This is a genomic window from Streptomyces sp. NPDC004752, from assembly GCF_053601275.1.
Genome location: NZ_JBSGBN010000028.1, coordinates 59,898 through 81,332 on the forward strand (window position 1 = coordinate 59,898; position 21,435 = coordinate 81,332).

Genomic DNA, 21,435 nt, shown 5'->3' on the forward strand with positions numbered 1-21,435 from the left:
TGCGGTACGGGAGGTGGGCGGTGCCGCGCGGCGCTGCGAGGGTGGCGGGTGCGCGCCGGGGCGTCGGAGGGTGGTTTTCAGCCTGATTCTGCAAGGAACCCCGGATCTTCGGGCCCGGGAAGAATTGCATCCTGAGCCAGGCGGCGCAGGGCGCGGCCGGTCTTGGAGGGTAGTGCAGCGTTCACGCAGCGGGCAGCCGGTGACCGCCACCCGGAGCGGCGGTGGTCCGAGGACGGCGTCGTGCCCGGCCGGTTCGAGGTGTCCGCGCAGGTCGGCGGTGCCGTGGGCCTCGTCGCCGAGCACCTCGACCGGCTCGTCCTCGACTGTCAGGAGGTCCTCGGCGATCTTCGCCTGGTGGTGGGCAGGGCCTGCCGGGGGACAGGGCGACCTCGGTGAGCAGGCCAGTCTCCGGCTCCAGGGGGACGTGGCCCTTGAAGCCCTCCTGGTGGCGGGTTCGGGCGCGAACACCTCCGGCGGCAGCAGCCGCTCACGGTGCTCAGCCAGGAACGCGAACACACTCCCCGCCGGGATCAGCTCCCGGCAGGTCACCCACACACACCCGACCCGGCCGTCCACCGGCCCGCGGTCGATCCGGTCGCCGCCGGACTCGCCGCACATTCCGCCACCCCCGACCAGTGCCGCGAACTGCCCACCCTGGCTGCGGAGATGGCCGCGGCCGGGCTGGAGGCCGCCCTGGACGCCTGCCTCGTGCACGACATCGCCTTCCACCGGGTGGTGCTCAACGCCTCCGGCAACGAAATGTTCGCCCGCCTCGGGGAGGTGGTCGCCGAGGTGCTGACTGGCCGCACCGAACACCATGTGATGTTCACCGAGCCCGCCCCTGCCGCGGTCACCCTCCATATGCGGGTCGCCGAGGCAGTCCTCCGCGTTCCGTGTCGGTTCGGGCGGTGCGGGAGCGGTGGCGGTCCTCGGCGTCGAACTCCGCGAGCGAGCGCGCCCCGGGCCCGATCGCTCGTTCCAGAGCGTGCAGGAGCGTGTCCTCCAGGCCGCCCAGGGCCTCGGCAAGTTCCTCCGCGACGTCCCGGACGATCTCTCCCGCCACCGCTTCCACACAAGTGCGGGGTCCGAGCTTGCTCACCGCGGCGGCCGCGCGGGCGGGAGTGAGAAGTGCCGATGCCCGGACCAGGAGCCAGGCGGGTACCCCGGCTGCGCCCTGCGGCGGTGCCAGATAGGGGCGTGCGCCGTCGAATCGCTCGTCCTCGGCGAAGGCATCCTGCTTCACCTTGGCCACCGGGCGCGTGCCGCCGCCCGAAAGACCCGACTCCTGCCACTCTCCCGCCGGTTTGATGACGTAGCCCTCGGCGAGGTTGTCCACCAGTTCGGGATGCCCGAAGAGGGCAGGGACCTTGGTGGGGAAGGTACGGGGCAACTCCTGGAGCCTGTTGAGCGTGTCGTACCCGAGTGCGGGGACGCACACCAGCCCGGCGACCACCGCGGCGTCACGCAGGGCCCGGTCAGAGATCCACCAGCGTCCCTCGGCCGTCTCGACCGAAGCATCGAACGGCAGCCAGTGCAGGCCCGGCGCGTACCACACGCCCGTCTGGACCGGCTCGGCTCCCGCGACAGCAGGAACATCCCGGTGCGGGTAGCATCCACCGGCCAGCTCGCCATAGAGCGTCACCACCGCAGCGTCGCCCCGCACGCCGCGCACAGCCGAGGCGAAACGGGCTGCCGCCACCGACAGCAGCGGCCAGACCCTGCTCACACCGAAGAAGTCATCCAGCCCATCGTCTTCCAGCAGCTCACGCCGCTTTGCCGGACGGACCCCGCCGGCATCGCAGACCACCGCGAAGTGTGCCCCATGTACCTTCTCCACCGCGATCCACTCCCGGACCCCGGACATCCCAAGGCCCCCCTTCGCAGAGATCTTGGGATACGGCAGCAACGTCGAACTCGCAGACTCGCTCTCGGACACAGAGGCGATAATGGCCGTGCGACCCGGCACCCGGCAACGGAGATTCACCTTTGGCCGGAGCGCAGGACCAGGCGGAGGCCGTGTGCGCGTCCCCGGAATCCTCGTACCAGCGCCCCCGTTCGGCGCGCGGACTCGGGCTGCGCCAGCGCATGCCTCACCTGCGAGCGCGCCGACGACCGAGCAGATCCCGGCGTGGACGCCGTGGGAGCCGGGCAGTGGCTTGTGGGTGATGGTCAAGGATGCGTCGAGGATCGGAGCGTTCAATGTCCAGACGCCGTCGTGGTCAGTCCGCCGGGCGGAGGTGAGGGTGTGGGTGCCGTTCGCGGTAAGTACGGTGAGCCATGACGTGCCGTCTCCCGTGGTGTCCCAGACGCTCAGGTAGCAGCCGTCGCCGAGGTCGAGTGCGAGCCAGGGGGAAGCGAAGAGGGTCGTCGGCAGCACCATCGCGTGGATCTTCACCCAGAAAACAGTGTTGTTGCTGCGAAGCCGGGCGGTGAACCACCAGGAGGCGTGGTCACGGTGGCTCCAGTAACCGGAGTGGGTATCGCTCGCTGCCCCGGGGAGTGGCTGTCCGGGGCCGGCGTAGGTGGTGGATGAGTCAGACGGCAGCGATATCGATGGCCTTCTCCTTGAACTGCCGGGCAGCCAGGGACATCATGAGGCGCTTGCCTGCCGGGCGGCTCATCAACTTTTGAGTGAAGGTCCGTACGGCCTTGTCCCGGCGGGTCTGGGGGACGAACATCGTCAGGCCCTGCGTGCGGCCGGTTTTCTGCTGGACGGCTATGAAGGGGCGCAGCTTCTGGTCCCATTCGCGTAGGGCCCGCGCGGTGTTGTGGGGGTTGCGCTGGAGCAGGGTGCCCAGGAGGTCGGCACCGGCCATGGCGGTGGAGGCGCCCATACCGGAGTAGAGGGTCAGGCACCAGGCGGCATCGCCGAGCAGGACGATCCGGTCGGTGTGCCAGGTGTCCATCTCCACTTGGTGGACGGAGTCGAAGAGGTGGTTGTCGGCCTCTTCGAACTGCGTCAGGAGGTGTTCCAGGACGGGGCCGGCCGGTTCGGGGCCGAAGGCGGCGCGCAGGGATTCGATGGGCGGGCGGCGGAACTGGGCGTCCTCGTCGTCGGTGCGGTAGTTGAACAGCACGCCGGGCTGGTGGTCGGCGAAGGGGAAGGTCCATACGGAGCGGCCTGGTTCGGCCAGGACGAGGCCGTCCTGGGATCGGAAGCCGGGCACGGTCTCCTTGATGACGGTGGCGCCGATGATGTGGTGGAGCGGCCGCATGAACTCGCTGTCGGGACCGAAGGCCAGGCGGCGGGTGGTGGAGCGCAGTCCGTCGGCACCGACGACGAGGTCGAACTGCTCAGTGGTTTCCGAGATGTTCTCGCCGGTGGTGGTGCGCAGGGTGACGTCGACGCCGTCGGGGTGTTCGTCGAGGGCGGTGGGGGTGGTGCCGTAGCGGATCTCGGTGCGGGCCGCGACGGTGTCGTACAGGGCGGCCTCGATGTCGCCGCGGAGGATGAGGCGGGGGCCGCCGGGAAGATCGCCGTAGCCCATCCCCGGCCGGCGGCGGCCCGCACGGTCGATGTCATAGGTCACACCGTCGGGGTTGGCGCGGTTGCCGATGGCGTCGAGGACACCCATGCGCTGCGCGGTGGCGCGGCCGGTCTCGAACAGGCCGACGAAGTAGCCGGCGTCGCGGCGCCCGGGGGCACGTTCGACGATGACGGGCTCCCAGCCGACCTCGCGCAGGCGCATCGCGGTGGCGAGGCCGCCGATGCCCATGCCGACGATCAGGGCGCGGGGTGCGTGTGCGTTCATGGCCTCTTCTCTCCTTCTTTGGGGTGCTCAGCACGGCGGTGCCGATCGAGCCGCCGATCTGCCGCATGGTGTTGACGCCGGCGGAGCCGACACCTGCGTCGGCCGGGTCGATGCCGGCAGTGGCGGCGGTTGCCGGCACTTCTCACGGCCTGGTCGGCCCGCGGCGGGCTCGATCCGGGGGCGAAAGTGCTCATCGGCTCTCCGAACACGGGACATCAAATGGAGAGATCTTCTCCGGTTGCCAGGTTCACCGTAACACCAAAGCGGAGATGCCTTCTCCACATGCCTGGGTACAGTAGGAGTCATGAGCAGCCGGACCGCCCCCGCCCCGCCCCCCGAGAAGCGCCCGTCACGCCCCCTACGGGCGGACGCGGAACGCAACCGGCGCCGCATCATCGCCGCCGCCCATGAGGTCTTCGCGCGCCGCGGCCTGGAGGTCACCCTCGACGACATCGCCCGCCACGCAGGTGTAGGCGTCGGCACCGCCTACCGCCGCTTCGCCAATCGCGACGAACTCATCGAAGCGGTCTTCGAAGACTCCGTGCAGCGCCTGGTCGCACTGGCAGAGAGAGCCCTCTCACACCAGGACCCCTGGGACGGCCTCGCGCAACTCCTCCTGTCCACCGCCGAGAACTTCGCTGCGGATCGCGGACTGAGAGAGGTCCTGCTCGAAGGCGACCACGGCCAGGCCCGGGCCGTCGCCGTGCGGGAACGCCTCACCCCTCTGATAGAAGCCGTCATCAAACGTGCCCAACAGGCCGGGCAGCTCCGCGACGACATCGTGCCGACCGACTTCCCGCTCATTCAGCTCATGCTCGGAGCTGTCACCGAGCGCAGCCGGGCCGTCGCCCCCGAATTGTGGAAGCGCTACGTCATCCTCATCCTGGACGGACTGCGCCATGACCGGGACCGCCCGACCCCGCTGATTCACCCGGCCCTCGGCCAGGAGGAATTCGACCAGGCGATGACGTGACCGTCGAGCGGCACGTCGTATGCACGGCTGTCCGCTCAGCGGTTGCCTCCCACTCCCCTGCCCACGACACCCGCTCCGGCGCGCCGGACATCACGGCGCTTGCACCTGGTCGTAGCGGCCGAGGAAGCGGTATCGGCCGTCGTGGACCTGGTACAGGAAGCTGGTCTTCTCCGGCAGCAGGGCGTGTGTGAGGTCTTGGCGGAAGCGGAGTGGCTTGGCGATGCCGATGTGGCTGATGTGGAAGAGGCGTTCGGCGACTTGGCCGGGCTCCATGTCGGTACCGCCGCCGAGGTCGTCGAGGGTGGCGGCGATGAGGCCCACGGCGTCGTAGGCTTCCGCGGCCCAGCGGGCGGGAAGCTCGCCGTAGCGGTCGCGGTAGGCAGTCGTGAAGCTGCGGGCGGCCTTGCCGGGGGCCGACTGCGGCTCGGTGTAGGGCGCTTCGAGGACCCAGCCCTCCGCGGCCGGGCCGGCTGCCGCGGCGAAGGCGGGGCGCAGCACGGGTTCGAACGTGGCCCTGGGGCCGTCGAAGCCTGCCTGGGCCAGGGCGCGGGCGCAGGCCGCGGCCCGGTCCGGGGAGGTGCCCGCGTACACCACGGCGTCGGGGTGCAGGGCCAGAGCGTCGGTGACGGTCGCCGTGAAGCCGTCCGCGGCCGCCACCGCGTGGACGGTGACGGTGCCGTTGCCCGGAGGTGCCTCGCGCAGGCTCGAGACGATCCTACGGGCCGCATCCCCGGCGGCCTCGTCCTCGACGACCGCGGTGCGCTCGACGCGGCGCACCCGGGTCAGGTAATCGATGACGGGCAGCGTTCTGTTGGTTTCCGACGCCCGAGTCACGCACAGGGTGCGCAGCGAGTGCGGGGCCAGCCCGGTGGTGTCGTCGTCGATGGATACGAGCAACACCGGCATGGACGCCGACGCGTACTGCGGGACCGCCGTGCGGGCGGCGGCGACGGTGGTGGGGCCGATCACGGCGGTCAGCGAGCGATCGGCGAGGAGTCGGCGGGCGGTCTCCTTCGTCCGGGCCGGCCGGCCGCGATCGTCGTACGGGAGGAGCCGGAGCCAAAAGCGCGCGTCGTCGCGGGAGTTGTGGTGGGACACGGCAAGGCGGGCGCCACGCTCATGCGCTCTGCCGATTGCGCCATCGCCGCCGGTCAATGTGGCGTGCAGCCCAATGGTGTGAGTGGGCAGGTTCCGGCGCGTGCCACCGGCCCCGGTCCTGCCGTCCCGTGCGGCCAGCAGCGCGGCGGCGGAGGCGGCGAGCACCACGGTCGTCGAGCCGGCGATGGCGAGCACCCGGCGGCGGGTGTGCGTACGGGCGTCGAGCGCTGGGGCCGGCTGCGGATGTTCCGGTGCGGCCTCGCGGGGCGGTGGGTCGAGGGCGCGGGCGGAGCGTTCGGCGACCAGTCGCAGCACGACGGGCGGCAGCCAGTCGTGCTGTGCCTCCTCGCCTGTCGCGGTAGCGGGTTGCGCGGAGAGCAGGCCGGTGAGGTCGGCCGCGGTCGGGCGGCTTTCGGGGGCCTTGGCCAGGCACTGGGCTATCGCCGCGCGCAGCGGTGGGGGCTGCTGGTGGAGGCCGTCGAGGTCCGGCGGTTCGTGGAGGGTGCGGTACAGGACGGCCTCGGGATTGCCGGAGCCGAAGGGTCGCCGGCCGGTGGCCGCGTACGCCAGCAGGCAGCCGAGGGCGAAAACGTCGGCGGCCGGGCCCGCTGCGCTGCCGTCCGTGCTGATCTGTTCCGGGGCCAGATAGCCGGGGGTGCCCACGATCGCGCCGGGTTCGGTCAGTGCGGTGGCTCCGGCGGCGCGGGCGATGCCGAAGTCGATCAGCCGTGGGCCGTCGAGGGCGAGCAGCACGTTGCCGGGTTTGACGTCGCGGTGCAGCAGGCCGGCTCCGTGGAGCTCGGCCAGCGCCTCGGCCAGCATGGCGCCGAGGGCGGCGACGGAGTCCGGTGGCAGCGGGCCGCAGGCGTCCACCGCCTCGGCGAGCGAGGGTCCGGGCACGTAGGCGGTGGCCAGCCAGGGCTCGCGGGCGTCGGGATCGGCCGCGGTCACGCGCACCACCCAGCGGCCGCTGAGCCCACCGGCCAGGCGCGCTTCGCGCCGGAAGCGTTCGCGGAAGGCGGGGTCGGCGGCGTGCTCGGGGTGGACGATCTTCAGCGCGGCCAGGGAGCCCGCGGGGGTGCGGGCCAGGTAGACCACGCCCATGCCGCCCGCGCCGAGCCGGGCCAACAGCCGGTGTCCGCCGAGTTCTTCGGGATCCTGCGTACGCAGCGGTCGCATCGTCGGTGGTGTTCCCGTCAGGCTCCGGGGATACCCATGGGGCCGACGTAGCCGAAGCGGCCGTGGGCGACGCGGTAGTGGTGCACCTCGCGCGGTTCGACGCGGCGGCTGTCATTGAAGGCGTACGTGGCGGCCACCCCCTTGAACCGGACCTGGGCCACGGCCCGCGCCAGCTGCTCACGGCTGGGGCGGCGGTCGCCGGTCTTTCCGGCGAGGGCGTCGATCCGTCCGGCCACCAGGCGGGCGATGTCGTACGCTTCGGCCGCCCATGGGCCGGGCGCGCTTGCGTAGCGCTTGCGGTAGGCGGCGGCGAAGCTGCGTACGGGCTGGGCCTGGGGCCCGATGTACGAGGTGAGCACCTGCCAGCCCGCCGCCGCCTTGCCTGCCGCGGAGGTGAAGGCCGCCGTGGCCGAGGGAGCATCGAGGAACCGGGGCCCGGTGAAGCCGCGGTCGGCGAGCGCGCGGGCGACCTGTGCGGCGCGCTCGGGGGTCCCGACGTAGTAGAACCCGTCGACCCCGTGGTCGAGCATGTCGGCGACGACCGGGGCCAGTTGGGTCGCGACCGCGGGCACGACGCGGAAGTGGAGTCCCGGCTGTGCGCTGCCGGCGGCGCTGTGGGCGATGTTGACGGATTCCCAGCCGGCGAGTCTGCCGGCCCGGTCGGCCAGCAGGCCGAGGCGGCGAGTGCCTTGTCCGCGCAGCGCTGCGACGGTGGTGTAGGCGGTGTGCGCGGTCATCGGCGTGGTGTGGAAGTAGGCGCGCGGTTCGGCGGTGCCGAGCCCGGTCTGAGCGGCGCTCAGGGACAGCTCGGAGACGGTCAGCAGCGGCTGGCCGGCGCCGTCGTAGATCTCCAGCGCGGCCTGCGTGGCGGCGTAGCCGGTGGGGCCGAGGACGGCGAGCACGTCGCGGTCGCCGGTGAGCCGCCGGGCCACTTGCCGGGCTCGTTCGGCCTCGCCGCGGTCGTCCTCGACCCGCAGCTCAAGGGTGAAGTTTCCTTCCGCGCGGGCGTTGAACTGCTCCACCGCCAGCCGCGCACCCCGCTCCTGCGCCTTCCCGGCCTTGCCCTGCGGGCCGGAGAGATCCGCGTGGACGCCCAGGGTCCAACGCGGCCCCACGGCGGGTGATCCCGATGCGCCGTCCCGCAGTACTGCCCACAGCGCGGTACCGCCGCCGGCTGCCAGCAGCGCCGCGCCGCCTCCCGCCAGGGCCAGGACCCGGCGGCGTCCGGGCGATCGGGGGTCGGGTGCCGAGGCAGCCGTCGGTTCGATGCCGGGTAGGGCGAGGAGTTGGGCCGAGCGATCGGCGACGATCCGGACCACGGGGTCGGGGAGCCAGTCGATGTCTCCGGCCGGTGTGTCCTCCACCAGCGCCGCGTCGACGTCGGCGGCCGATGGCCGCTGCGCCGGGTCCTTGGCCAGGCACCGCTCCAGCAGCGCCCGCAGCTCGTCGTCCGCCATGCCGTCCAGGTCGGGTGCGTCGTGGACGGTGCGATACAGCAGCGCGTCGGATGCGCCGCTGCCGAACGGCGGACGCCCCGTGGCCGCGTACGTCAGCAGGCCGGCCAGGGAGAACACATCGCTCGGCGGGCCGATCCGCTGCCCACGTGCCTGCTCGGGAGAGAGGAAGCCGGGCGTGCCGATCACCATGCCGTCCGAGGTCAGGGCGGTCGCCTCGGTGGCGGTGGGGCGGGCGATGCCGAAGTCGATCAGCCGCGGGCCGTCGAGGGCCAGCAGGACGTTGCCGGGCTTGAGGTCCCGGTGCACCAGGTCGGCGGCGTGTACGGCGCTCAAGGCCCGGGCCAGGATCTTCCCCAGGATCCGTACCGCCCGCTCCGGCAACGGACCGCAGGCCGCGACGGCCTCCGCCAGCGAAGGCCCGGGCACGAACGCGGTGGCCAGCCAGGGCGCCACGGCCTCGGTGTCCGCACCGAGCACAGGGACCACCCAGGGGCTGTCCACCTGGCGGCCTGTGGCCGCCTCGCGGCGGAACCGGGCCCGGAACTCCGCCTGTTCGGCGAATTCGGGCTGGATCACCTTCACGGCGGCCAGCTCCCCGGCCTGCGAGCGGGCCAGGTAGACCACGCCCATGCCGCCCGCGCCCAGTCGGCCGAGCAGTCGGTATCCGCCCAGGTGCGCCGGATCGGTGGGCTGCAACGGCTCCATCAGCCAACCCCGTTCGTAGCCGGTGCACCGGATTTTTTCGCGGCGGAGCCGTCCGGATCAGGGGCGTCCGGATCAGGGGCGTCGGTATCCGCCCCGCCGCCACCGATCTGCTCCTCCACCCGCAGCAGCATCCCCGTCAGGCCCTCAACATCCAGGTCCTGCAGCTCACTCACGCTGCGGCCGGGCCCGGCGCACACGGAGACGCTCACGACGACCGGACCCAGGGTGGACTGCCGCCACCAGTACGGATAGGGACCGCCACGTGTGTCGCTGACACACTTACCGGTCTCCGACAGCGCGTCGTCGCTGGAGGTGTTACCGCCCTCGCCGCGTGCGAACGCCGACGAGAGGAGACCGGTCAACCGCTCGCCCGGCCGCAGCGTCTGCTCCGGGCAGCCGACCGCTTCCTCCAGCATCCGGGCCTGCTCCCAGGCCGCGTCCTTCGTCGTCCGGTGCACCGTGGCGGTGGCCGACAGGTGCACGGTCCCCTTGCCGCCGCTCGCCGGTATCTCGAAGTACCGGGTGAGTGTGGCCAGGACGTCCTTCGGCAGCGTCCGGCGGTGCCAGGTGCAGTCCTCCTGGAGGACCGTCCATCGATCGGGGTCGCTCTGATACGGCGTCGCCCGCACCACCTCCGCACCGAACAGGTACGGGTCGGCGATCACATCGCCGACCAGGCGCCGCGCCTGCGACGCCGTCCGCGGCTGCCCGGCACGATCCCCGTCCGGGACTGACGGCGTCGCGGATTGCCCCGCCTCGTCTTTTGGCGTTCCGGTCGCGGACCGACCCGGAGTGTTTCTGGACTCCGGCTTCCCGATCGGTCCTCCCGTACCGTCCGTGCAGCCCACCAGCAGCATGCCGCCCACGGCGGCCAGCGCCACGCACGAACGCAGCACCCTCACGTTCGCCACGCCCCACCCCACCTGTGTCCCTCGTCCCCGCGGTCAACGGAGCCACCAGCACTCTGATCGAACGATCGAACGCCACAATCTATCGCTGCTTCGACGGACAAGGTACTGATGGGGGGGAATGCTCATCGTCGGAATCGTGGTCGTCGCAGGGCTCGTCATCATTCCCCCTTGTGATCTGCCTCAGCTGGTGTCAAAGAGGTCGGTGAGCCAGGCTGTCCGTGCCGGGCGCGGTGTCGGGTCGATCACGCGGACAGTTTCGCAGGCAGCCTTCAGCAGTCCGGCTGCTCTTTCCGTGTCTTCGCGGGGATTGCCCGCGATCCCGACGTTTGCGCGGCCGTCGGTGATGAGGAGGGTCTCGACCTGTTCCGGCTCATACTGCCGCGCGAGCCGTGCGGCGAGCATGAGCCCTGATGCGAGCGGGGTGCCGCCTCCGGTGGGCAGGGCTCGTAGTGATGCCCGGGCGCGGCTGGTGCTTCGTGTGAGCGGCAATCCAATCGTTGCCTGTTGGCCGCGGACGATGATGATGCCCACGTGGGCCCGTTCGCGGTAGACCTGGTCGAGCACGGACATCGCATGGCCCTTGGCCGTGCGGATGGCTCGTTGGGCCATCGACCCTGATGCGTCGACGACGATGAGCACGACCCGGCCTCCGCGGCGGCGGCGCATGTGGCCTCGTAGGTCTTCGGGACGGATCACCATTCGGTCAGGACTGGCCGGGTTGTCTCCGGATGGTCGCGGTTGGTGTCTTCTGATGGGTTGCCAGGGCGCGGCCGCTTGGATGGTGGGGAGGAGCGCGAGACGTCCGGCTGCGCGGTCGGCGGTCACGACCCGGTGGGCACGTCCACGTCGCGGGTTGTCCTGGGGGCTGCCGCGGCGACCTTCCAGATAGCGGCGGGCCGCCCGGCGTTCGCGTGATGTCGGCCGCTGTTGCGGCGTCGGTAGCGTCTGCGGTTCCTGCGCCGGCTGTTCGCTCTCCTGGGTGTCCGCCGCTGAGTTCGGTTCGCTCTCGCCGCCGTCCGCCTGGGATTGGTCGTCTCGGGCTGGGTTCTCGCCGGGTTGATCGTCGTGATCTTCCTCGGCCGGTTGTTCGTCATGGGGTTGGTCGGCGGGGTGGGGCGGGGGTGGCAGTGCTATGTCCGCGCCACGTGGTGCGCAGACATGGCGGCGGACGACTTCGAGTGGCTCGGCACCGTAAACGGTGACGTCGATGGCCAGGCGGGTGGTGTCCACGTCCAGTGAGTGGTCGAGGATTCCGTAGGCGTTGAGTTCGTTCACCACATCGGCCGGGTCGGGCGCCTTGCACGGTTCGCCGGGGGTGCCGGCCGTGGGATCCGCGGTGCTTCGGTTGCCCATACCGATTCCCGTGCCGAGCATGACGACGGCGGTCAGCCGTCTGGCGAGGGCTTCGGGCACGTCGTCGAGCGACGCAGCGGACGCGAGGATCCGCGGGCAGCGAGCGGCTGCGGCGATGACGGCCGGATCGACCGTTTCGGGCGCGGGCACGAGGAGGGCGGTGGCCGCTCGTTCGAGGAGGCCGGACGGGGCCGTGTCTTCGAAGGGCCAGCGGATGCCGCCGTGCAGGGCGGCTGGTTCGGTGCCCGGTCCGAGTACGGCGGGTGTTGGCTGGAGGGTGGCGGCGATATGGCGCCAGAGGTGTTCTCGGTGCCAGGAGTCGCCCGCCAGGAGCAGTCCGAACCGACCGCCGTTCAGCCAGGCTCGCACGACGGCGGACGCGGCGGGTTCGAGGCCGGTGAGCGGGTCGGTGTCCGAAGGCATGGTGGGGTCGGCGTTGCGGTGTGCCCTGGGCTGTGCCAGTTGAGGGCTGTCTGTCATGTCAACACGGTGTCTACGACGTCACAGAGTCGTGTGTCGATGGTGCCGGGGTCGTCGAACGGTTCGCGTTGTACTCGGTGCCGCAGGCTGAGCAGCGCAACCACGCGCAGGTCGCCGTCGGTCACCTCGCTGGCTCCTCCCCCCTTGCTGATCTGATCGGTGCGAAAGGCGGCGTGTGCGCGGGCGGCGCGGACGAGGACCACCTCGGCACGGTGTCCCACCGCTCCGGATGCGATGCAGATCTGCACCGCCTTGTCCAGCACCCGTTCAGGAAGTTCGATGTCGTCCACGTGTTTACGGGCGAGCCGTACGCGTTCGGCAAGGTCGTGTTGGCTGTCCAGGTATCGGGCGGTGAAGCCGGACGGGTCGGCGTCGAAGGCCAGTCTTCGGCGCACGATCTCGGTGCGGACCTGTGGTTCGGCGATGGTGCGGACATGCGTGGACAGCCCGAACCGGTCTTCCAACTGGGGGCGGAGGTCGCCTTCTTCCGGATTGCCCGAGCCCACGAGCACGAAGTCGGCCTCGTGCCGGACCGAGAGGCCGTCACGCTGGACGTGGTTGATTCCGCTGGCGGCGACATCGAGCAGAAGGTCGACCAGGTAGTCGTCGAGCAGGTTCACCTCGTCGACGTACAGGAATCCTCCGTGCGCTTCGGCAAGCAGCCCTGGGGCGAACTCGCGGCGCCCCTGGGTCAGCGCGACGTCGAGGTCGAGGGAGCCCACCACCCGGTCTTCGGTGGCGCCGAGCGGCAGATCGACCACGGGGGCGTTGATGCCGGCCAGTTCCAGCAACGCGCCGAGTGAACGGACGGTGGTCGATTTCGCGGTGCCGCGGTCTCCCAGCGCGAGCAGTCCGGAAACCCGCGGGTCTACGGCGTTCAGCAGCAGCGCCCGTTTCAGCTCGTCCTGCCCCAGGATCGCTGTGAACGGATACACCGGATTCATCCTTGTCCAGCCCTTTCCTCTTGTCGTGTCATGCACCGGCGTGGTCGATGCCTTCGAGTGCGTCGTCGAGGCGGTCGGCGAGTTGCTCAAGTTCCTTCACCTCGGTCTCGTCGGCGTCCCAGAGTCCTCGTTCGTGCGCTTCCAGGAGCCGGTCGGCGAAGCGCTTCACCGCCGCCGGGTTGTGCTCGCTCATCCGCTGCCGCATCGCGGTGTCGAAGAGGAACGTCGCAGCCGCGGTGGAGAAGATCCACCCGTCGACCGAGCCGGTGGTGGCGTGCATGCCGAACGTGTTCTGCAACCGCCGGGTGAGCGCGGCGACCCCTTGGTAGCCGTGCTCGAGTTGGGCTTCGTACCACTTCGGGTTGAGCAGCCGAGTCCGCGACTCCAACCGCATCGCCTCGTCCAGGCTGCGGACGGTGGGACGGGCGGCGTAACTGTCGGCCACCATGGCGCGTGGACGCGCGCCGGCCTCGGCCGCGGCGGCCGCGGTGATCCCGCCCAGGAACTCGAAGTAGTCACCGGTGTCGGCCAGGGAGGTCTCGGCGGAGCCGATGTTCTGGAAGGTGACCCGCACCGAACGGAGCGTGCGACGCAGCAGCTTCTCCCGGTTCTCCCCGGTCAACCGGTGCCCGTAGGCGTAGGCCATCCGACGGGTGTAGACGTTGCCCAGATCGCCCTCGGTGTCCCATTGCCCGGCGTCGACGACATGGTCGACGCCGGAACCGTATTTCCCCGGCGGGGCCGACCAGATCCGCGTTGCGGCGTCCTCGACGCTGATGCCCAGCTCGTCGGCATGCTGCACGGCGTGGGCGCGCACGAAGTTGTCCTCCGGAGGTTCGTCCAGCACCGCGACTGCGCGGACGGCACGGTCCAGCAGTTCGATGGTGGTCGGCAGGGTGTCGCGGAAGACACCGGACACTGTGCAGACGATGTCGACACGTGGCCTGCCCAGCTCCTCCAGCGGGATCACCCGGAACCTGGTCATCCGGCCCAGCGCGTCCGCGACCGGCTCCACCCCGATCAGGGCGAATGCCTGGGCGCAGGCTTCGCCACCGCTCTTGATGTTGTCGATCCCCCAGAGCACGAGCGCCACGCTGTCCGGGTAATGGCCGTCGGCTTCCCGCACATTCTCCAGCAGGGCCTGCGCCGTCGCCCAGCCGCGGGTGATCGCCATCGTGGTGGGTACCCGGTACGGGTCGAGGGCGTGGGTGTTGCGGCCGGTGGGCAGCGCGTCGAGCTGCCGGGCGGGGTCACCGCCTGGTCCCGGGCGCAGATATCCCCCGTTCAGCGCGTGCAGCAGGGCGCCCGCCTCGTCGTTGGTCGCCAGCCGGTCGCGCAGGTCGGACAGGAATCCGGACCACCGTGCCCGAAGATCAGCCAGTGTTGTCGCTACCGCGTTCCATCCGGGCAGCCGGTCCGGGTCCGCGCCGCGCACCACGGCGTCGACCAGTTCGGTGAGGAGGGCCTCGACGCCGACCCGGCCGTCGTCATCCGGGGGCAGCCGGGTGACCGGGACCCCGGCGGTGAGTTCGCGTTCGAGCGCCACGGTCAACGCGGGCAGGTTCTGGTCCGGTCGCTCGTAGTCGCACGCGGCGCGCAGCAGGACCCGGGCCTCCTCGGGCGCGATTCCTCGGTCCACGACGTGCATGCCGATCGGGATCAGAGCCTGCTCGACCTCGTCCAGCCGGCTCTGCAGAGCGCGCAGATACGCCTCCGGCTCTCGCACCGCCAGCTCTGGGTCGACGTCGAGATGGGCCTGCTGGGCCAGGTCCACCAGTCCGGCCGCCGCGGTGGCACGTCGCGCGGTGTCCTCGTGGCCGAGCGCGGCGCGCACACCATCGCTGATCTCGGCCAGCGTGCCGTAGGCACCGGCCCGGTCCAACGGTGGGGTGAGGTAACTGGCCAGCGTCGCATGGGAACGGCGCTTGGCGATCGTCCCCTCCGACGGGTTGTTCATGCAATACAGGTAGAAGTGCGGTAGATCCCGGACCAGCAAGTTGGGCCAATCGTCCGGGGCGAGCCCGGTCTGCTTGCCCGGCATGAACTCCAGTGCCCCGTGGGTGCCGAAATGCAACAGCGCGTCCGCTCCGAACACCTCGTGAATCCAGGTGTAGAAGGCGATGAAGCTATGGCTGGGCGTCGCTGAGTCCGGCGGGTCGACGAAGAGCAGCGCGGCGGGGTCCTCGTCGTAACCGAACGACGGCTGCACTCCGATGAAGATGTTCCCCAACCGCACCCCACCGATCTGAACCGAGATGCCGTCGGTGTCGACGTCGCCGGGCGGGCGGCCCCACATCGGCTCGGCCCGTTCCGCATGGGCTCGCATGGCCCGTATGTAGTCAGCGGCGTGATACCGGTCGGCGACGTTGGTCTGCGTGCGCCGGCCGCCTCCCTCGTCAGTGACGACGAGGTCCAGCAATGCTTCGGGCGTTTCGGGTACCTCGACGGTGTATCCCGCCTCCGCGAGGCGCACCAGCACCCGGTGCAGTGAGGCGAACACGTCGAGATGGGAGGCGGTGCCGACGACGCCATGGGCGGCGTGGTAGCCGAAGATGACGATCGCGACACGTTTGTCCGCGTTACGCATCCGGCGCAGCGCCACCTGACGCGCGACCGTGCCGGCCAGCCGGTCGACGTGCTCGTGCACGGGAACCATGGCGTCGGTAGCCGGGTCCCGGCCGCCGATGACCAACGGCACCGCGCCGCCCTCCAGTTCTGGAATGGCCAGGTGCATCGCCACCTGCGACGGCGTCAGCCCGGTCCGGCTGGTGGCCCAGTCGGTCAGGGTCTGGCGGAACAGGAGGACCGGTGCCAGCTGCGGGGTGTTCTGCCCGAGCAGTAGCTCGATATCGATGTCGATGTTGGGTTGCCCATGTGAGCCGGTGAGGGTCAGTCCGCTGAGGTTCACCCAGGCGTCGATGTCGGGCACGCTCGTGATTGTCGACGGGCCGCCCAGTGCTTCGAGCGTGCCCATCCAGCCGACCACCTGAATCCTGCGCACCTCCAGGGCCGTGACCAGGGCTTCCACATGTGCTGCATTGCCGGCGAACACCTGGGTCGGCGTCGCAACCAGCACGACCCGGCCCAGCGGCTCCTCGGCATCTCGGGATGCCCCGTACTCCTGCAGCGCCGGTTCGAACACGTCCCAGCGTGCGGCGACCTCCAGCCGTGGATGCCAGAACCCGCTGGTCGGCAACGGGTCCGGCCACGCTGACGTGGCATCGGCGTCGCCACGCAGCACCGCGACGAGTGCGCGCAGCGCGAGGACGGCGTTGTCGATCGTCAGATACCGGAAGGCCTCGTTGACCTTGGCGAGGGCGCGAAGTTCCGCCGCCTCCGGTGGCAGCTGCCGCCCGAACGTGGACAGGGCACCCAACACCGCCTCGATCCGCGGCGGAACCGGACGCCCGGCCCGGCTCGACGCGCCGGCCGCAAGGGCCAGGTCCTGCCGTGTGTGGTCCGGGTCGGTGCCGAAACGACCCAGCCGAGCCGTACTCGTCACTTCTGACGCGTTCGGCACGACCGGCACGACAGCCAGCTGAGGGCGGCCGGCCACCGAACGAACGAGCGTCTCGACATCGGGCTGGTCATGCACCCCGTGCACCATCAGAACGTCCGCATCACCAAGCACCCGGGCAAGCTCACCCGGGTCGGCGAACACCGACCTGTCCAGCCGGGTCCAGGCCAACGCCGGCCCGGACTCGTCCGCATACCGCTGGACGGCCTGCCGCAGGACCAATGCGCTGTGTGCCTCAAAGCCGAGCGTCACCAACCGAATCGGCATGGTCGAAGGCGTGGTCGAAGGCGTGGTCGAAGGCATCGTCATGACTTCTTCCCGAATCGTTCCGGATGCAGCCACCGGGCGATCTGCTCCAGCCCTTTGGCGACGTGCACCCCTGCTGTCGCCGACGCATCGGTGGCTTTGACCAGCAAGATCCGCCCGTCTTTGACGACCCTCAGACCCGCCACGGCCTTGTTGTCCAGCAGCGGCCGGTAGTCGTCCATGCCTTGGCCGGTGTTGAGGAGGACGATCGCGTCCGGGTCAGTGCGTACCACGAGTTCAGGATCGGCCGACATGCCGTTGTCGATGCCTGCCTCATCGACGGACAGCTTCGCGCCCGCCGCCTGAACGATCGCCGAACTGATCGAGTCCGAACCCAGTATGTAGGGCTTTTGCGGGCCGAGTGACGTCATCACCAGCACCGAGGGCCGCTCTGCCACGTCGGAGACCGCGCCGGTCACCGCCGCGACCCGAGCGCGAAAGTCGGTCACGATGTCGTTCGCCCGTTGCCTGGCTCCCACCGCACGGCCAAGTGCCCGCACATTCCCGGCGATCTCGTCGAATGTGGCCCAGTTGTTCTCGATCGTCACGACCTTGACACCGCTGTCGCCCAGTGCGTCCTGAGTGTCCTGCTCCGAGGCGTGCCGCGCAGTCAGCACCACCAAGTCAGGCTGGTAGGACAGCACTTGCTCGGGGTCGATGTGCGCCACCGAGCTGATGGTGTGCGGCACCTTGGCCATCAGGTCCGGATGGTTGCCCCACGTCTTGCTGGTCGTACTCTCGGGCACGACGACAAGCCGTTCAGGCCCAACCAGCTGCACCAGCGTGTCAGCCGCGTCACTGGACAACGCCGCGATCCGCCGCGGGCCGGCATCCGCCCCTGCTGTCGACTGCGCCGGACGAGACTTCGTACTGTTGCAGGCAGTGATGCTGAACGCGAGCGCCGGCAACGCGAACATCACGGCGCGGCGGGATCTGGAAGTGGTCTGCGAAGACATCGTTCTTCACTTTCTCGGCAGGTAGGGGATGGGTTCGTCAAGAACGTCCAGTGCGGTCACGCGCAATGCTCCCGTGGCCGGATCATCGGACACGGCGCACCGCACCCCGTAGACGTCGGCAAGATGTTGTTCGGTGAGCACGTCCGGCGGCGGCCCGCAGGTGACAAGCCGACCCTCGTCCAGCAGCGCCAGACGATCGCAGAAGCGCGCCGCGTGGCCGAGATCGTGCAGGACGGCGACGACCGCCAGACCGTGCCCGGCACGCGCTTGTGTCCGCAGGAGGCTCAACACATGCAGCTGGTGGCGCAGGTCCAATGCGGCGACCGGCTCATCGAGCAGGAGCACGTTCGGCTGCTGCGCCAACGCTTTGGCCAGGTGCAACAGCTGCCGTTCCCCGCCGGAAAGGGTCGACACCGACTGGTTGCCGAAACGGGCAGCCCCGGTCTCCGCAAGCGCGGACTCGGCGATCTCGTAGTCCCGTGGACGCAACGGCGCGAACCTGCCGATGTGCGGGTGACGGCCCATCAGCACCACATCACGGCCGGTGAACTCGAAATCGAGCATGGTGTCCTGCGGCACATATGCCACCCGCCGGGCGCGCTCGCGACTCGACATACCCAGAAGCCGCTCACCGCCGACAGACACATCACCGCCGGCCGGGGTCGTTACCCCCGCCAATGCCCGCATCAGCGTTGACTTCCCGGCTCCGTTCGGCCCGATCAACCCCAACACCTGGCCGGGCTCGACCCGCAAGGTCACCTCATCGACGAGCGCCCTGCCGTCGAGGACGACACGGATCCGCTCCGCCGCCAGCCCCATCATGCCTGCGCCACCCGTCGCCTACGGAGCACCAGAACGAGGAACACCGGAGCGCCCAGCAGCGCCGTCACCGTTCCGGTCTGCAACGCGACAGGAGAGAACAGCGTCCGAGCGACGATGTCCGCAAGCACCAGGAACGCTCCGCCGAGCAGCGCCGAGCCGGGCAGCAGGAGTCGATGATCGGGCCCAAGCACCAAGCGCAAGAGATGAGGGACCACCAATCCGACGAAACCGATGACACCAGCCACCGACACCGCCGCCCCGGTCAGCACCGCGGACAAGACCAGCAGGCTGCGCCGGACCCGCGTCACATCCACCCCGCCGGCCTGCGCCTGTGTCTCCCCCAGGAGCATCACGTTCAGCTCCCGGGCAAACACCAGCACAGCGATCGTCGCCAGGGACACCGGCACTGCCACGATCCAGACGTGCTCCCACGTCCGCGCCACCAGATCACCGTTGAGCCAGAACACGACGCCCCGCAGCGAGTCACTGTCGGGCGCATTTGTCACCACGGCACTCACCACCGCTCCGAACAGCGCACTCAACGCGACACCGACCAGCAGCAGCGTCGACACCGATCGATCGCGCCGAACACTGGCCACCCCATAGACCAGCGCGAGCGCGCCCAACGCCCCCAGAAACGCCGCCAACGGCAGCACCCACGCCCCCACCGCCGTCGCACCCGACGCGATCGCCGTCACTGCCGCGACCGCCGCCCCGCTGGACACACCCAGCACCCCGGGTTCGGCCAGCGGGTTGCGGAACAGCGCCTGCATCACCGCACCTGCCACACCCAGCGCGGCCCCTACGAACAAGCCCACAAGGACCCGCGGCAACCGGATCTGCTCGATCACAGCGGCCGATTCACCAGCCCGGCCCCCCACAAGCACCCTGACGGTCTCACCCAACGGAATGCTGACCGGCCCCACCGAGACGGCCAGCACGACAGAGCCCGCCACCAACGCACCCAACGCCGCGACGACCCCGATAGCCCGCACAGAAGGACCAGCAGCTCGACGGCGACCTCCACGATCCGGCACATGCACCGCTGACGGCACCGAACCGGCGACAGCCTCGCAACGGCTGACCGACGACCGAGAGTCCACGGGAATCCTTATCGACAATGACTATCATTCGCATATGACCGTAGTACAAGCACCGGAGTTGGCGCAAACTCGGCGGTGTCGGGCTGTTCGAAGATGGTCCGCAGCAGAGTGGCCACCCACGGCTGGGCCGACTTGGGCACCTGGCTCGGCAGCGCGCGGGCATAGTGGGTGCGGCAGCGCTGCCATGAGGCGCCGGGCAGGGTGGCGCCGAACACATTGATCAGGCCCATGTGCGCGTCGGGGATGACCAGTTGGACGCCAGACAGGCCGCGGGCGATCAGTGAGCACAGGAAGGCCGGCCAGCCGACGCCGCCCTTAGAGCTCCGAACAGAATGGGCGCCCGGCGTGCGACGCCTGGCACGCACGGCTGATCGGACTCTCATTCGGTTCGGAGCTCTTAGCGGTTGCCACGTCCAGGCCAAGGGTCTCGCGGTGACGTCGGCGTTGACGCCGGCCGCAATCAGCGCGTGGACGTTGATGATGCCCAACGCCCGATGCGTGTGAGCCCACCCGTATCGTCCGCGTACTGCTCCGGGGGCCGCGGTTGCCGACACCCCGATCCGGCGCCCGACAGGGTGGTCCTCAAATGTGTATTCGAGCGGTTTGTCGCACAGGTCGCATATCGCGCACCGCGGCTCGATTCAGGTAACGCCAGGCTGCGCGCGGGGTGTTCATCGCCTCGCCAGCCTGCCAACATCTATCTGTCCCGTTCCGAGGGCTTGGTGGGGGTCTCGCGTGACATCTGTGCAGAACAACGATCAGCGGCTGCTCGACCGCATTCTGGAGGACCAGCACCGCAAACTGGCGCCGGACAAGAACAGGGACGACTTCTTCACCTTCTTCGCCGCCGACAAGGCCCTGCAGGACTGGGACCTCGACAACGACGAGATCTTGGACGGCATCGTCGATGGGGCGCACGACTGCGGCATCGATGGCATCTGGACCTTCGTGGACGAGCGCTACATCACCGCTGACGCGCATCAATTCCTTCCGTCGCGCGCCAGCAAGATCGAGTTGGTGATCCTTCAGGCGAAGAACTCGTCGGGCTACCAGGAGTCGGTGATCGAGAAGCTGCACTTCCACCTGCCCACTCTTCTCGACATGAGTAGAGACGAAGACGACCTGGTCGCCCACACCAACGCCAAACTGCTTGAACGCACACGGCGCTTCCTGCACATCCTCGAGGAGTTGGCATCCTCGTTCCCGCAATTTCGCATCAAAGTGATCTACGCCAACAAGTCGGCTGAGACCCCTCACCCCAATGTCAAGGCAAAGGGTGACCGGCTCCGGAGAGAACTCGCAAAGATCACCTCCGACACCAGCGCAGAGCTGGAGTACCTCAATGCCGCTGATCTGCGGGAACGGACCGCTCGTGGAGCCAAAGCAGTCGCGCAGCTGGTGTTCACCGAGACCCCGATGAGCACGTCGCTCGGGGAGGGGTACGTATGTCTGGCGCGCCTTGACGAGTACTACCGCTTCATCACTGCCGAGAACGAGGCCCTGCGACTGGAACTGTTCGAGTCGAACGTCCGCGACTACGCTGGGTCCACGGCGGTGAACAACGCCATCGGCGAGACACTGAAGTCTGCCACGGGTGAGGACTTCTGGTGGTTCAACAACGGCGTCACGATTGTAGGCGACGCCGCCCAGATCGCCGGCAAGAAGATCGTCGTGAAGGACCCACAGATCGTCAACGGGCTGCAGACCAGTCACGAGATCTAGGGGCTTGACCCGGGATCGTGGACACCGGTTGTTATGCGGCAGTGGTCAGAGTAACTGATCGTTGTTCGAAGGCGTTCGGGCTCATCTGGCCGATGCTGGAGTGCCTCCTTCTGGTGTTGTAGCGGGTGGCCCATCGGAAGACCGCGAGGCGGGCTGC

General features: G+C 69.6%; 15 protein-coding genes and 2 pseudogenes. 4 read left to right on the forward strand and 13 right to left on the reverse strand.

Annotated elements, in window-relative coordinates:
• Positions 1 to 162: 162 nt before the first annotated feature.
• Positions 163 to 396, forward strand: a complete 234-nt coding sequence (locus ACWEKM_RS14565; RefSeq protein WP_451621507.1) for a hypothetical protein — start codon at positions 163 to 165, stop codon at positions 394 to 396.
• Positions 397 to 570: 174 nt separating this feature from the next.
• Positions 571 to 882: pseudogene (locus tag ACWEKM_RS14570) on the forward strand (FadR/GntR family transcriptional regulator); the annotation flags it as partial.
• On the opposite strand, the gene ACWEKM_RS14575 reads toward ACWEKM_RS14570, so the two are convergent.
• Positions 851 to 2,380 carry an RNA ligase family protein gene (locus ACWEKM_RS14575; protein ID WP_451621524.1) on the reverse strand — a complete coding sequence of 510 codons (1,530 nt, stop codon included), beginning with the start codon at positions 2,378 to 2,380 and terminating at the stop codon, positions 851 to 853. The pseudogene ACWEKM_RS14570 and the gene ACWEKM_RS14575 sit on opposite strands and share 32 nt — an antisense overlap.
• 154 nt (positions 2,381 to 2,534) lie before the next feature.
• The gene (locus tag ACWEKM_RS14580) at positions 2,535 to 3,752 is read right to left on the reverse strand and encodes an FAD-dependent monooxygenase (protein WP_451621508.1); all 1,218 of its coding nucleotides are present in this window, start codon (positions 3,750 to 3,752) and stop codon (positions 2,535 to 2,537) included.
• 304 nt (positions 3,753 to 4,056) lie between these two features.
• Between ACWEKM_RS14580 and ACWEKM_RS14585 the strand changes: the two genes are divergently transcribed.
• Positions 4,057 to 4,725, forward strand: a complete 669-nt coding sequence (locus ACWEKM_RS14585) for a TetR/AcrR family transcriptional regulator (RefSeq protein ID WP_451621509.1) — start codon at positions 4,057 to 4,059, stop codon at positions 4,723 to 4,725.
• A 90-nt stretch (positions 4,726 to 4,815) separates the two neighbouring features.
• Here the strand turns inward: ACWEKM_RS14585 and ACWEKM_RS14590 are convergent, their stop codons facing one another.
• From ACWEKM_RS14590 to ACWEKM_RS14635, 10 genes and pseudogenes are all read right to left on the reverse strand, one after another.
• Complete coding sequence (locus ACWEKM_RS14590; protein WP_451621510.1) at positions 4,816 to 7,002, reverse strand: bifunctional serine/threonine-protein kinase/ABC transporter substrate-binding protein; 2,187 nt, start codon at positions 7,000 to 7,002, stop codon at positions 4,816 to 4,818.
• A 17-nt stretch (positions 7,003 to 7,019) separates the two neighbouring features.
• Positions 7,020 to 9,164: a bifunctional serine/threonine-protein kinase/ABC transporter substrate-binding protein gene (locus ACWEKM_RS14595; protein WP_451621511.1), complete on the reverse strand. Its 2,145-nt coding sequence runs from the start codon at positions 9,162 to 9,164 to the stop codon at positions 7,020 to 7,022.
• Positions 9,164 to 10,075, reverse strand: coding sequence for a hypothetical protein (locus ACWEKM_RS14600; protein WP_451621512.1), 912 nt, complete (start codon positions 10,073 to 10,075; stop codon positions 9,164 to 9,166). Before ACWEKM_RS14600 ends, ACWEKM_RS14595 begins: the two co-directional genes overlap by 1 nt.
• Before the next feature lie 180 nt (positions 10,076 to 10,255).
• A complete protein-coding gene (locus tag ACWEKM_RS14605) occupies positions 10,256 to 11,908 on the reverse strand; it encodes a VWA domain-containing protein (protein WP_451621513.1) in 1,653 nt (550 codons plus the stop codon).
• Positions 11,905 to 12,843 carry an ATP-binding protein gene (locus ACWEKM_RS14610; protein ID WP_451621514.1) on the reverse strand — a complete coding sequence of 313 codons (939 nt, stop codon included), beginning with the start codon at positions 12,841 to 12,843 and terminating at the stop codon, positions 11,905 to 11,907. The genes ACWEKM_RS14605 and ACWEKM_RS14610 overlap by 4 nt, the downstream gene beginning before the upstream one ends.
• A gap of 37 nt (positions 12,844 to 12,880) precedes the next feature.
• A complete protein-coding gene (gene bchH, locus ACWEKM_RS14615; RefSeq protein WP_451621515.1) occupies positions 12,881 to 16,636 on the reverse strand; it encodes a magnesium chelatase subunit H in 3,756 nt (1,251 codons plus the stop codon).
• A gap of 38 nt (positions 16,637 to 16,674) precedes the next feature.
• The gene (locus ACWEKM_RS14620; protein ID WP_451621516.1) at positions 16,675 to 17,631 is read right to left on the reverse strand and encodes an ABC transporter substrate-binding protein; all 957 of its coding nucleotides are present in this window, start codon (positions 17,629 to 17,631) and stop codon (positions 16,675 to 16,677) included.
• 6 nt (positions 17,632 to 17,637) lie between these two features.
• A complete protein-coding gene (locus ACWEKM_RS14625; RefSeq protein WP_451621517.1) occupies positions 17,638 to 18,453 on the reverse strand; it encodes an ABC transporter ATP-binding protein in 816 nt (271 codons plus the stop codon).
• Positions 18,450 to 19,556 carry a FecCD family ABC transporter permease gene (locus tag ACWEKM_RS14630; protein WP_451621518.1) on the reverse strand — a complete coding sequence of 369 codons (1,107 nt, stop codon included), beginning with the start codon at positions 19,554 to 19,556 and terminating at the stop codon, positions 18,450 to 18,452. Before ACWEKM_RS14630 ends, ACWEKM_RS14625 begins: the two co-directional genes overlap by 4 nt.
• A 77-nt stretch (positions 19,557 to 19,633) precedes the next feature.
• Positions 19,634 to 19,939: pseudogene (locus ACWEKM_RS14635) on the reverse strand (transposase); the annotation flags it as partial.
• Between the two features lie 361 nt (positions 19,940 to 20,300).
• Here ACWEKM_RS14635 and ACWEKM_RS14640 point away from each other — a divergent pair.
• Complete coding sequence (locus tag ACWEKM_RS14640) at positions 20,301 to 21,278, forward strand: AIPR family protein (protein ID WP_451621519.1); 978 nt, start codon at positions 20,301 to 20,303, stop codon at positions 21,276 to 21,278.
• Between the two features lie 31 nt (positions 21,279 to 21,309).
• Here ACWEKM_RS14640 and ACWEKM_RS14645 read toward each other — a convergent pair.
• The coding region (locus ACWEKM_RS14645; RefSeq protein ID WP_451621525.1) for an integrase core domain-containing protein at positions 21,310 to 21,435 on the reverse strand (126 nt) is incomplete at its 5' end.

Coding starts and splice junctions, on each gene's coding strand:
- ACWEKM_RS14595 (WP_451621511.1), bottom strand. CDS start 9,164: ATGGAGCCGTTGCAGCCCACCGATCCGGCGCACCTGGGCGGATACCGA.
- ACWEKM_RS14625 (WP_451621517.1), bottom strand. CDS start 18,453: ATGATGGGGCTGGCGGCGGAGCGGATCCGTGTCGTCCTCGACGGCAGG.
- ACWEKM_RS14580 (WP_451621508.1), bottom strand. CDS start 3,752: ATGAACGCACACGCACCCCGCGCCCTGATCGTCGGCATGGGCATCGGC.
- bchH (WP_451621515.1), bottom strand. CDS start 16,636: ATGCCGATTCGGTTGGTGACGCTCGGCTTTGAGGCACACAGCGCATTG.
- ACWEKM_RS14590 (WP_451621510.1), bottom strand. CDS start 7,002: ATGCGACCGCTGCGTACGCAGGATCCCGAAGAACTCGGCGGACACCGG.
- ACWEKM_RS14575 (WP_451621524.1), bottom strand. CDS start 2,380: ATGGTGCTGCCGACGACCCTCTTCGCTTCCCCCTGGCTCGCACTCGAC.
- ACWEKM_RS14620 (WP_451621516.1), bottom strand. CDS start 17,631: ATGTCTTCGCAGACCACTTCCAGATCCCGCCGCGCCGTGATGTTCGCG.
- ACWEKM_RS14585 (WP_451621509.1), top strand. CDS start 4,057: ATGAGCAGCCGGACCGCCCCCGCCCCGCCCCCCGAGAAGCGCCCGTCA.
- ACWEKM_RS14605 (WP_451621513.1), bottom strand. CDS start 11,908: ATGACAGACAGCCCTCAACTGGCACAGCCCAGGGCACACCGCAACGCC.